Source organism: Shewanella sp. 492, assembly GCF_059338445.1.
In genome coordinates, this window is sequence record NZ_CM181702.1 from 3,599,322 (window position 1) to 3,611,214 (window position 11,893).

Below are 11,893 nucleotides of genomic sequence, written 5' to 3' on the forward strand. Positions count from 1 at the left end.
ACATTTTCGCAAACATTACTACAACAATGCCGATTCATTGTACAGTTATAATCAATCCAGGTCTTAATTCGCTCAATAACGCAGCAGCAAATCACCCGAAAGGAAAAAAGCCAGCAAGCAGACACTTTATCATTCAAGCTGTTAATTTTTATGCAATCGCATATAAAAACTCAGTATAATGCGTTCACTCAAGTATTTTCAGTGGTTTAGTTCCGGAGTTAAACAATGTATTTTCGTCTCATGGTGTTCAGTCTCAGCCTATGGCTGCAGCCCGTTTGGGCAGACACTATGACAGAGCTAGATCAACTCGCGGCCACCGTCTATCAATATCCCAGCGAGGCGCTATCGAACATTACGCCTATAGAACAGCACTTCAATGATAAAAGTGCCCCGCAGTCGTTGAGATTGTCACTGCTTAAATGCCATGCCTTAGTGCAGTTAGGCGACAATGAAGCCGCCATCAACTTAGCACGCATGGGCGATGCCCAAGCAAAATCACTGGATATACCACAAGCCAGCCCCTATTTTTTAAACTGCATGGCAGAAGCTTATATTGATTACGGCGATCTACGCCAAGCCCTCACCTTACTCGATACGGCTATCTATCAATCTCGAGAATTTGAACAGCCTCAATCCTTAGTCAATGGTCTATTGCTGCGTGGACAAATCGATACCCACATTGAAAGTGACAGCAGTGCATTAGAAGACTTTCGTTTGGCACAAGATATCTATCCAGCAGCCTTACGCCAACCCATCCAGTGGATCACCCCACCACAGGCTTACCTGCAATTGGCAAGGGCCAAATTATTTAGAAAAAAGGGACAGCTGAATCTGGCTTTTACAATGGCAAAACAGGCGTTAACTTACCCGCAAACCATAGGTAAAGTTAGGCTTAACACATTACTAACAATTGCTAGAATCGCGCATGAAAATCAAGAGGTAAAGTTTAGGGATGATATGATTTTAGAAGCAAAAATCTTAATGCCTGAACTCGCCACCGCTACCGAACTTGCCGAAAGCTATACTGAGCTCGCCAAGGTGGAGTTTTTAAGAAACAATGACAAGAATGCCATTCAGCTACTCAACATCGCCCTTAACACCTTCGATAAACACAAAAAAATCAACGATAGCTTGCGCGCTAGTCGTTTATTGGCGCAAATTTACTTAACCAAAGGCGACGAGCAACAAGGGTTAGACTTGATGCAACAAGCCATCGCAATAGGCCAACGCACTAATCAATATGATGAATTGGTGTACTGCTATCAATTATTAAGTGAATACTTCGCAGGGATGCGCGACTATCGCCAAGCTTATAACTACCAACTACAGCGCGTCGATAACATTAAAAACAGCTATGAGTTCTTAAAAAATACCCGCCTATTACAAATGAAGGCCCAGCTTGGGCACTATCAAAAACTGGCCCAAGGCCACAAGCCCAAACCTATCGAACTCGACACGCGTATCGATGATAACTATGGCCTGATTGTCATTATCGTGTCGGCACTATTGCTGCCATTACTGATGTTAATATCACGCTTGCGCAAACAACAAAACGCCCCCCAGATGCAAGAGGTGCCATTAACCGCCCATGAAAAGATGCAGGCATTAATTGCCAGCGCTAAACAAATTGGGTATCCAATAACGATTTTATTGATTAATCCAAGCCATCTTGCGCCTCGCGATATGGCCACGCTATTAGATGAGATACGGCAGAAATTGCGCCAACAAGATATTATGCTCGATAAAGCCAGCGACCAACTGCTTATCATGCTGCCCTTTACCTCACTTTCCGGGGCGAAAGAGATAGTCAAACAGTTAAACACCGTCATTGCGTCATTGCCGGGCGGTGACAAAGTTAGGATAGGTATGGCAGAGATGCAATATTACGACACCTTGTTATCACTGACCAAGCGTGCAGGCATCGATCAGCTCAGTCGATACAACGATCAATTAGGGCGCTAACTCCGGGTTACTAACCTTCGGCTAGGTAATCGCTGATCTCATCGAGAAACTCATCGCCAAAACGCTTGAGCTTAGTTTCACCTATGCCATTGACCGCTAACATCTCACCTGGGCTTGTGGGTAACATCGCCGCCATCTCGGCTAATGTCGCATCGTTAAACACCAGGTAGGGTGGCACATCGAGCTCTTCGGCCAAACTGCGACGCAGTAACTTTAGGCGAGCAAACAATTTTCGGTCGTAATTTAACGGCGCCCGACTGTTGCCGCGACGTTTGACATCTGTGGTTAAGGTGATGCGTGGTTCGGCTAATAACAAAGGCAATTCGCCTTTGAGCACCGCCCGCGCTTGAGGGTTGAGCTTAATCGATGAGCCACGGGTGATATCTTGGCTCGCAAAACCTAAATGAATGATCTGCCTGATAATACTAAGCCAAAATTCATGGCTCTTATCTTTACCTATACCCCAGGTTGAGAGTTTATCGTGCCCTCTATCGACCACGCCAGCCGACTTTGAGCCCCGTAGCACTTCGATCAAATGGTTAATACCAAATTTCTGTTGCAGTCTAAAAATGCACGACAATACTTTTTGTGCATCTTCAACCCCATCGTAGCGTTTAGGGGGATCTAAACAGATGTCACAGTTACCACAGGGTTCAGACGCACTCTCATCAAAATAATGCAGTAACACCTGACGTCGACACGTTTGCGCCTCGGCAAACGCGGCCATGGTATTAAGCTTATGAAATTCGACCTGTTGTTGTGGCCCAGGTTCAGCCTGTTCAATTAGATGCCTTACCCGGCCAATATCGGCTGGATCAAACAGCATTAATGCTTCGGCATCGAGGCCGTCACGTCCGGCGCGGCCGGTTTCTTGGTAATAGGCCTCGACACTCTTAGGGATGTCGTAATGCACCACAAAACGCACATTAGACTTGTTGATCCCCATACCAAAGGCCACGGTTGCCACCACAATATCTAACTGATCTTTTAAGAAACGCTCTTGAATATCGCCACGCTCTTCTTGGGTTTTACCCGCATGATAACCATCGGCTTTATAACCTTGCAGACGCAACCGCTCTGCGACTTCATCGACGCGGCGACGACTGCCGCAATAGATAATACCGCTATTACCGTTTTGCGTCTGGATAAATTGCCGAAGCTGATTGGCGGCATTGAGCTTTTCGGCAACGGTATAACGAATATTAGGCCGGTCGAAACTGGTTAATAACACATAGGGACTAATCCCAAGGCGCTGACAAATATCTTGGCGGGTCGCCTGATCCGCCGTGGCGGTCAATGCCATAATAGGCACATGGGCAAACAGTTGCCTAAGACGACCTAATGCCGCGTATTCCGGCCTAAAGTCATGCCCCCATTGAGAAATACAATGCGCCTCATCGATGGCAAATAGCGAAATATGCAAGGCTTGCATACGATCAACAAAACTGTCCATTAACAGCCGCTCTGGCGACACATAGAGCAACTTAAGTTCGCCGCGGTGCATCTGCTGGAAAATCTGTTGCGATGTTTCACGGGATTGCGATGAGTTTAAATAAGCCGCAGCCACGCCCATCTGCTTGAGGCTATCAACCTGATCTTTCATCAAAGAGATCAAGGGAGACACCACCACAGTTAACCCGGGAAAGAGCAACGCTGGCAGTTGATAACACAGACTTTTACCGCCACCCGTTGGCATAATCACCAACGCATCATGACCGAGAAAGACTTGATCGATAACCTCTCTCTGACCCAGCCTAAAGGTGCGATAACCAAATACCGCCTGCAAACTACTGGCGAGCGGATCTGTGTTATGGGGTTCAACTTGGGTTACTGCAGAATCCATTGGGCATCATAGTCATCAATCGGGCCGCCTATTCTAATCAAGCTCATCGCACTTGTCTCGGTTACGCTGACAATTGCGCCATTTTTTATTGCCATCACTCACGCCAGCTTAGCCATGGTGGTGATGTTTTAAGCAAAAGCTTGCTTCAGAGTATTGTTTAGATATAGGTTATTTACCCTACACCAAGCCGATGATTAACGGAGTAATCGCTTAATGACAACCGCAATTCAAGCACAGGTTTTAGCCAGCGTCGCCGAGATATTTGACCAACAAGTACCGTTTCATAATCTGCTCGACCTGCATATTCAGCATTACGATATCCACGGTGTCGAAGTAGTAGTAAAAATGAAGCCTCAATTAATTGGCAATATCCATCAACAAATTTTACATGGCGGCGTAACCGCCACCGTGCTCGACGTGGTGGGTGGGCTGACGGCATTTTCTGGGCTTGTAGCCAGCCGGGATGATTGGAGCCTAGATGCCTTGCAACAACGTCTAACCACCCTTGGCACTATCGATCTACGTGTCGATTACTTACGCCCAGGCAGAGGGGAGATATTTACCGGCACAGGCACGGTGATTCGTGCGGGCAATCGTGTTTCCGTGTGCCGCATGGAACTGCATAACGAGCAGGGCTCTCACATCGCTTTTGGTACTGGCACTTACATGATGGGTTGATCCTAATAAAACCGTGGCGTATTGGCGCCACGCAACTGATGTGAGGATGACCATAATACGTGACTTACGACTAGCTCAGGCCTGCAAATAACCTGCTTGAGTCCAAACCGCTAGCGCCCTACAATGCGTCTCCTTGTTACGACTAGAATCCTACGTTATGGCCGATACTGAATATCGTAAAGGGGTGGTGTTGGCGCTTTGCGCATACTGCCTTTGGGGCTTCGCCCCTTTATATTTCAAACAATTACACAATGTTTCTGCGACAGAAATACTGACCCACCGCGTGATTTGGTCTTTTGTCTTTATGATCATCCTCATGCAATTTATCGGCGGTTTTTCTAAGCTTAGAGCCCTATTTCGACGCCCCAAACAGCTGGGCGTATTGGCCATCACCTCGATATTAATTGCCGGCAACTGGTTACTGTTTATTTGGGCGGTGAATAATGATCACATGCTCGATGCCAGCCTAGGCTACTTTATCAACCCCTTGTTTAATGTATTGCTTGGAATGATATTTCTTGGTGAGCGGTTACGTAAACTGCAATGGTTTGCGGTGAGCCTCGCCTGTACAGGAGTACTGATCCAGCTGATCTCTTTTGGCTCGATCCCACTGGTGTCATTGGCACTGGCATCCTCATTTGGCTTTTATGGTTTACTGCGTAAAAAGGTCAATGTCGATGCAAAAACAGGGTTATTGGTTGAAACCGCGCTATTGCTTCCTGTCGCGGTGATCTATCTATTTTCAACTTTAGATTCGGCCACTGCAAATATATTGACCAACGACATCAATATGAACTTATTGCTTATTGCAGCTGGTGTGATCACCTCGGTGCCACTGCTGTGTTTTGCCGGAGCAGCAACACGTATTCCGTTGTCAATATTAGGTTTCTTCCAATACATTGGCCCCAGTATTATGTTCGTTTTGGCCGTTAGTCTATTTAATGAACCGTTCGATTTAGAAAAAGGCATCACCTTCGCCTTCATCTGGAGTGCATTGGTGATATTTACGCTTGATATGGCGTTAAAGCGTCGACGCAAGCAACAGGGCTAGTAACGGCTCTGCCCGCTCAACACTCAATATCAGCAGATAGCCCTCCGTCGTTGGCAACACCAGCACATGATGACTACCGGTAACGGACAATAGGGCTTTATCGCTATTGGCGATGGTATCTTTTAACTTAAACCAGCCCAATCGATAGCCGGGCAAACCCACGCCATTACTTCTATAACTCAACTGTGGCGCATCAGCGTCATCCAAGCTAACAATGCGTGCCTGCGAAATTAAAAGACTCTCCAAAGGCAATTCAGTGCGATACAAAGGAATGTCGACCGTCATTGATGTGGGGGTGACACGAATATTGGCATCATGGGCCTTAAAGAACACCCAAGATAATAGACCCAATACAGTAATCACCATACCCAGCGCAGCAAATTTAGCGCCTTTGGGTAATGGTTTGATCTTTAGAAGAATTAAAATAAAGCCGATGCCGACCAGTAAAGAGACAAATGTCGCACTCGTTGCAGCATCGAAAGCCGTTAGCTGAAAGACTTGAGTATCCATGTTCAAGCACCCTATTTTTAATGTCATTGAGGTCTCTGTTGAGCCCCACGATATAAGATTGAGTGGTGGCTCATCCTCAAATTGAATAGCCTCACTATGCACTGCACAACATATTATGTCCAAAAGTGCATAACGCCCAACACAAGCAAAAAGACCACGCCTTAACGTGGTCTTCTAAGTGAGCTTTTACTAGAGATCTAACGCGAGAATTTTTGATTTACGTTGGTAGTTATACAACTGCTTTTTCATATCAGGTAATGCATCAACGTCAACGATTTCAAAGCCATGCTCAAGAAACCAGTGGATACTGCGCGTTGTCAGTGCAAACAAGCGAGAATAACCTCGCACCTTGGCTTGCCCAATAATGTTCTTCAGCAGTATGCTACCTCTATCGGCATCACGATAGTCAGGATGCACCACCAAACACGCAAATTCACCGGCATTATCTTCCTCAAACGGATACAGCGCCGCGCAGCCAATCACTAAGCCGTCACGCTCAATCAGCATAAACTGCTCTATCTCCATCTCAAGCTGTTCACGGGAGCGACGCACTAAAATACCGCTTTGCTCCAGTGGACGAATTAAGTCCAGTACGCCACCAATATCGGAGATAGTGGCACGACGTAAACGCTCTGCACTCTCTGTCACGATTTGCGTGCCGATGCCATCGCGTGAAAACAACTCCTGCAACAGTGCACCATCATCGAGATAACTAACAAAGTGGCAACGCGCCACTCCGTTACGACAGGCATCGATACTCGCCTGCAAAAAGGCCCGAGTGGCCACACACCACTCATCGGTTTCACTCTGCTCAGACAAAATGCGCTGTGCATCGGTTGGCATCAGCTCCGCCAGCACTTCGCCATCACTATCTAAAATGCCTTTTTCGGCGCTAAAACCAATCATCTTATCGGCTTTGAGCTTCACGGCAATTTGGGTGGCAACCTCTTCTGCGGTGAGGTTAAAGCTCTCACCCGTCACCGATGCTGCCACAGGGCCTAATAGGACGATGCCATGGTTGTCTAATTGACGCCGCAGGCCCTGAACATCAATCCTTCTCACTTTGCCACTTAGGCAGTAATCGACACCGTTATCGACGCCCAGCGGTTGAGCAATAACAAAATTACCGCTGACCACGTTAATCTGTGCCCCTTGCATCGGGGTATTACTTAAACTCATCGACAGCCGTGCGGTAATATCGAGCTGCAGGCCACCGACCACCTGTTTAATCACTTTAAACGAGTCTTCATCGGTAATACGCACGCCGTTATAGTATTCGGGCATCAACTGCTGTTGCTTTAAGGCGGCATCGATTTGCGGCCGTGCACCATGCACCAACACTATGTTGATCCCAAGGCTATGTAGCAAAGCGATATCATTGATGATGGAGCGAAATTGGTTTTGCGCTAATGCTTCTCCACCCAACATCACCACAAATGTTTTGCCCCTATGTGCATTGACATAAGATGCAGAATGACGAAATCCATCGACTAGTTCAGTAGTGCGCACGTATGACCTCTAAATAACAAGAAATGGGAGCAGCTTTGACCACATGAGAATAACAACCCGATAATATTGCATTTAAATTCACTTTAAAAGCATTTGTTTTCATTTAGTACAATTAGTTCAGTCTGCTGTCATCTAGCAAACCCACGAGTGCACAGCTCAATTAAGCAGTAACAAAATAAGCACTGGAGTTAATCTATCAGTAAGGCGAGGTGAAGCTTAAATAAACGCGATGGCATGACATAGAAGATGAGTACTGCTGGGAGAGGAATTGCGTATGCAGAGAGCGCGCAACAGACTAATCAACCACAGTGGCGAGTCCTACCTGTTGGATGAGGTACCCGTGTAAAAAGGGCAAAAAAAAGCCCCTACAAGTAGGGGCTTTCAAAAAACGTTATCAAGAATTACTTGATTTTCGCTTCTTTATACATAACGTGCTGACGAATAACTGGATCAAATTTCTTGATTTCCATTTTTTCTGGCATGTTACGTTTGTTTTTCTCAGTCGTGTAGAAATGACCAGTTTTAGCGCTAGAAACTAGCTTGATCTTCTCACGGTTACCTTTAGCTTTAGCCATGGTTTATTACACCTTCTCGCCGCGGGCACGAAGTTCTTTAACAACAACTTCGATACCTTTCTTATCGATAATACGCATACCTTTAGTAGATACACGTAGTTGAACGAAACGCTTTTCGTCTTCTAACCAGAAACGGTGGTTCTGTAGGTTAGGTAAAAAACGACGACGAGTCGCGTTCTTAGCGTGCGAACGGTTGTTACCAACCATCGGCTTCTTGCCAGTAACTTGGCATACTCTTGACATGTCAATCTTCTCCAAAAACAATTTAACGCTCGAGCATTAATGTACCTCGAATATGGCCGTCGCCCGAGGCACACAAAGAGGGCGCATTTTATACAGCATCTAAAATCAAAGATCAAGGGATATTCAATCTATCCATCCCCTCTCTGCGAACGACACTATCTCATGATCGCCTATAACCATATGGTCTAACAGCGAAACATCGATAGTTGCTAGCGCGTATTTCAATCGCTCAGTAATTCGCCGATCGGCATGACTTGGTTCCGCAACCCCCGAAGGATGATTGTGGCAAACAATGACGGCCGCGGCTTTTTTCTCAAGCACTAGGCTGACCACTTCACGTGGATAAACCGAGGCTGAATCTATGGTACCACGGAACAATTCAACGAACTGAATCACTCTATGTTGGCTATCGAGTAATAAGATGGCAAACACTTCATAGGCACGATCCCCTAATTGTCTCATTAAATAGTCTCGAGTTAAATCAGGATCTGTTAAAATCTTGCCTCTTTGTAGATTTTCTTTCGAAATTCGCTTACTTATTTCGATTGCAGCCTGCAATTGGGCGTATTTTACCGGTCCAATACCGTTAATCACGCACATTTCACTCTGCTTCGCCGACATCAAGGCTCGTAATCCACCAAAATGACCTATCATGGTGCGAGCTAACGACACCGCACTTTGGCCCGGCAAGCCATTTCTAAGCAACACGGCTAATAACTCAGCATCTGACAGTTGCGCCGCGCCTTGATGCAATAACTTTTCTCTTGGGCCCTCACCGCTGGGCCAATCCTTGATGGTCATACAACCTCCATGTTGCAGCGCTAGGCTGGCAATTATGTTTGCCACATTTTTATTTGAGTTATTGAGTATGGCTCAGTTTTTACAAACTTGTTTGCTCTACTTTACTCTGATTGTGGTATGGTTAGCCGGATGCGAAGCAAGGCAAATTAACGCGATTAGTGATCAATATGAGTCTGACAAATAAAAAGATATTACTGGGCATTGGTGGTGGTATTGCTGCCTATAAATCGGCTGATTTAGTGCGCCGACTCAAAGAGCGTGGCGCCGATGTAAGAGTGGTGATGAGCCAGAGTGCTCAAGAATTTATAACTCCGCTGACACTACAGGCCTTATCTGGTCACCCTGTTGCAAGCGATCTGCTTGACCCCGCAGCCGAAGCGGCTATGGGCCATATTGAACTAGCCCGCTGGGCCGATATGGTGCTGATTGCTCCTGCAACCGCCAATCTTATTGCTCGTATCAATGCCGGCATGGCTGATGAGCTGATCACCACCACTTGCTTAGCCACCGAGGCTCCCGTGGTATTGTGCCCCGCGATGAATCAACAGATGTATCGCAATGCTGCAACCCAAGCCAACTTAGACTCGCTACGTGGCAGAGATATCACCATCTGGGGACCCGCTTCGGGCAATCAAGCCTGTGGTGAAGTGGGCCCAGGACGCATGGAAGAACCGCTGGTGATTGCCGAGCGAGTCGAACAGTTTTTTGCCCCTAAAATCTTACAAGGTCTATCGCTATTACTCACGGCAGGACCCACGCGCGAAGCCATCGATCCGGTGCGATATATTTCCAATCATAGCTCAGGCAAGATGGGCTTTGCCCTTGCTAAAGCCGCCATCGAGATGGGTGCTACAGTCACCATAGTGGCAGGGCCAGTCAATATTGAAACCCCACTAAACATCAATCGCATCAACGTAGAGTCGACCCAAGAGATGCTCGACGCCGTTATGCAACAAGTGCATCATAGCGATATATTTATCGGCTGCGCCGCCGTTTGTGACTACCGAGTTGCCGATATTGCCACCGATAAAATCAAAAAATCAGCACACGAGATGGCACTTGCGCTAGTGCGTAATCCTGATATCTTAGCCAGCGTTGCCGCCCACCCACAGCGGCCGTTTACTGTCGGTTTTGCCGCAGAAACCCAAGATGTGGCGCATTATGCAAAAGACAAGCTTAAGCGTAAAAATTTGGATATGATTGCCGCTAACGATGTATCTGATCCCTCACAGGGTTTTAATAGTGATATCAATGCGCTAACCGTCTTCTGGTCTCATGGTCAGTATGAGTTACCCGCAACCGATAAGCTGAGCTTAGCCAGACAGTTACTCACCTTAATTGCACAGCAGATGAAAACAGCATGAAGACACCAATTGAACTAAAAATTTTAGATTCACGTATAGGTTCACAGTTTCCACTGCCCGCTTATGCCACCCCTGGCAGTGCTGGCATGGATCTTCGTGCCATGCTTGACACCACCTTAGTGATTGCACCAGGTGAAACCCAGTTAATCCCAACAGGCATTGCAGTGCACGTTGCTGACCCAAGTCTCGCAGCGGTGATATTACCGCGCTCAGGTTTAGGCCATAAACACGGCATAGTGTTGGGCAACTTAGTCGGCCTTATCGACTCAGATTATCAGGGGCCATTAATGGTCTCCTGCTGGAATCGCAGCAATGAACCTTTCAGCCTAGAAATTGGCGACCGACTGGCACAACTGGTGTTTGTGCCTGTGGTGCAAGCTGAGTTTAAGCTGGTTGATGAGTTTGATAGTTCAGATAGAGGTGAAGGTGGTTTCGGCCACTCAGGCACCCAATAATCTGTCACGCCAAACAAGCATAATTAGAGAGCCATGGGGATTCACTTAATACCATCGGCTCCTGTAGTAATTGAGTAAAGGAAACTTAAATGGCTGCAAGCCCTAAAATCAATCGTCGTGAACACATTCTGCAATGCCTCGCCACCATGTTAGAAACCAGCCCGGGCCAACGTATCACCACGGCTAAACTCGCCGCAGAAGTGGGCGTGTCAGAAGCGGCGCTGTATCGTCACTTTCCCAGTAAAGCCAGAATGTTTGAAGGGCTTATCGACTTTATTGAAGAGTCCTTATTGTCGCGCATCAACCTGATCATGGACGATGAAAAAGACACCATGAAGCGCTGCCAGCTATTACTGCAGCTGCTACTGGTCTTCGCCGAGCGTAACCCTGGCATCTCACGCGTACTCAATGGCGATGCACTGCTTGGAGAAAATGAGCGTCTACGCAGCCGCACCAGCCAAATATTTTCAAAAGTCGAAACCCACTTAAAACAGATTTTACGCGAAAAGACCCTGCGCGAAGGCAAAGGCTTTCAGTTAGACGAAGCCATTTTGGCTAACTTGTTATTAGCCGTTGCTGAAGGCCGTATCGCCCAGTTTGTTCGCAGCGACTTTAAGCAAAAACCCACCACACATTTTGTCGAACAGTGGAACTTTATTCAGCTGCAATTACTACAAAGTTAACCGAGACAAAGCTGATGGCGGTTAGCAACATCCTATGCCGCTGTAGCATGTCTATCACCTAAGCATTTGATGGTTCAATCCGCTTCATCCTTCAGCTCCGAATTAAAAAGCCGATTATCAACATCGGCTTTTTTGCTATTCCCTTACGTTTTCTGGGTATAAATTGGCCGTCATTCAGGGTATTCTCCTTGCCCGCCTATTAGCCTTTAACTAGATAGG

The 11,893-nt window shown here is 46.8% G+C and carries 12 protein-coding genes; 6 read left to right on the forward strand and 6 right to left on the reverse strand.

Annotated elements, in window-relative coordinates:
- The first annotated feature begins 225 nt into the window (after positions 1–225).
- Positions 226–1,962 carry a tetratricopeptide repeat protein gene (locus AC5YBX_RS15815; RefSeq protein ID WP_494524019.1) on the forward strand — a complete coding sequence of 579 codons (1,737 nt, stop codon included), beginning with the start codon at positions 226–228 and terminating at the stop codon, positions 1,960–1,962.
- A gap of 10 nt (positions 1,963–1,972) precedes the next feature.
- Here the strand turns inward: AC5YBX_RS15815 and recQ are convergent, their stop codons facing one another.
- Complete coding sequence (gene recQ, locus AC5YBX_RS15820) at positions 1,973–3,805, reverse strand: DNA helicase RecQ (RefSeq protein WP_494520726.1); 1,833 nt, start codon at positions 3,803–3,805, stop codon at positions 1,973–1,975.
- A gap of 213 nt (positions 3,806–4,018) precedes the next feature.
- Here recQ and AC5YBX_RS15825 point away from each other — a divergent pair, with 213 nt between their 5' ends.
- Both AC5YBX_RS15825 and rarD read left to right on the forward strand, forming a co-directional pair.
- A complete protein-coding gene (locus AC5YBX_RS15825) occupies positions 4,019–4,483 on the forward strand; it encodes a thioesterase family protein (RefSeq protein ID WP_494520725.1) in 465 nt (154 codons plus the stop codon).
- 157 nt (positions 4,484–4,640) lie between these two features.
- On the forward strand, positions 4,641–5,534 hold the full coding sequence (gene rarD / locus AC5YBX_RS15830) for an EamA family transporter RarD (RefSeq protein ID WP_494520724.1): 894 nt from the start codon (positions 4,641–4,643) through the stop codon (positions 5,532–5,534).
- Here rarD and AC5YBX_RS15835 read toward each other — a convergent pair.
- The 5 genes from AC5YBX_RS15835 to radC form a co-directional block, all read right to left on the reverse strand.
- Complete coding sequence (locus tag AC5YBX_RS15835) at positions 5,505–6,044, reverse strand: PH domain-containing protein (RefSeq protein WP_494524020.1); 540 nt, start codon at positions 6,042–6,044, stop codon at positions 5,505–5,507. The genes rarD and AC5YBX_RS15835 overlap by 30 nt on opposite strands.
- Positions 6,045–6,233: 189 nt before the next feature.
- A complete protein-coding gene (gene argA, locus AC5YBX_RS15840; RefSeq protein ID WP_494524021.1) occupies positions 6,234–7,553 on the reverse strand; it encodes an amino-acid N-acetyltransferase in 1,320 nt (439 codons plus the stop codon).
- 401 nt (positions 7,554–7,954) lie between these two features.
- Positions 7,955–8,128 (reverse strand): 50S ribosomal protein L33, encoded by a 174-nt coding sequence (gene rpmG / locus AC5YBX_RS15845; protein WP_028773492.1) that lies wholly within the window; start codon positions 8,126–8,128, stop codon positions 7,955–7,957.
- Between the two features lie 6 nt (positions 8,129–8,134).
- Positions 8,135–8,371 (reverse strand): 50S ribosomal protein L28, encoded by a 237-nt coding sequence (gene rpmB, locus AC5YBX_RS15850; RefSeq protein ID WP_110457577.1) that lies wholly within the window; start codon positions 8,369–8,371, stop codon positions 8,135–8,137.
- A gap of 123 nt (positions 8,372–8,494) precedes the next feature.
- Positions 8,495–9,172: a RadC family protein gene (gene radC, locus AC5YBX_RS15855; RefSeq protein WP_110457578.1), complete on the reverse strand. Its 678-nt coding sequence runs from the start codon at positions 9,170–9,172 to the stop codon at positions 8,495–8,497.
- Positions 9,173–9,339: 167 nt separating this feature from the next.
- Here radC and coaBC point away from each other — a divergent pair, with 167 nt between their 5' ends.
- The 3 genes from coaBC (at position 9,340) to slmA (ending at position 11,674) form a co-directional block, all read left to right on the forward strand.
- Positions 9,340–10,536 (forward strand): bifunctional phosphopantothenoylcysteine decarboxylase/phosphopantothenate--cysteine ligase CoaBC, encoded by a 1,197-nt coding sequence (gene coaBC / locus AC5YBX_RS15860; protein ID WP_494524022.1) that lies wholly within the window; start codon positions 9,340–9,342, stop codon positions 10,534–10,536.
- Entirely contained in the window at positions 10,533–10,991 is a 459-nt protein-coding gene (dut, locus tag AC5YBX_RS15865; protein WP_494520721.1) for a dUTP diphosphatase, read from the forward strand. The genes coaBC and dut overlap by 4 nt, the downstream gene beginning before the upstream one ends.
- 89 nt (positions 10,992–11,080) lie before the next feature.
- A complete protein-coding gene (gene slmA / locus AC5YBX_RS15870) occupies positions 11,081–11,674 on the forward strand; it encodes a nucleoid occlusion factor SlmA (RefSeq protein WP_110457581.1) in 594 nt (197 codons plus the stop codon).
- Positions 11,675–11,893 lie beyond the last annotated feature (219 nt).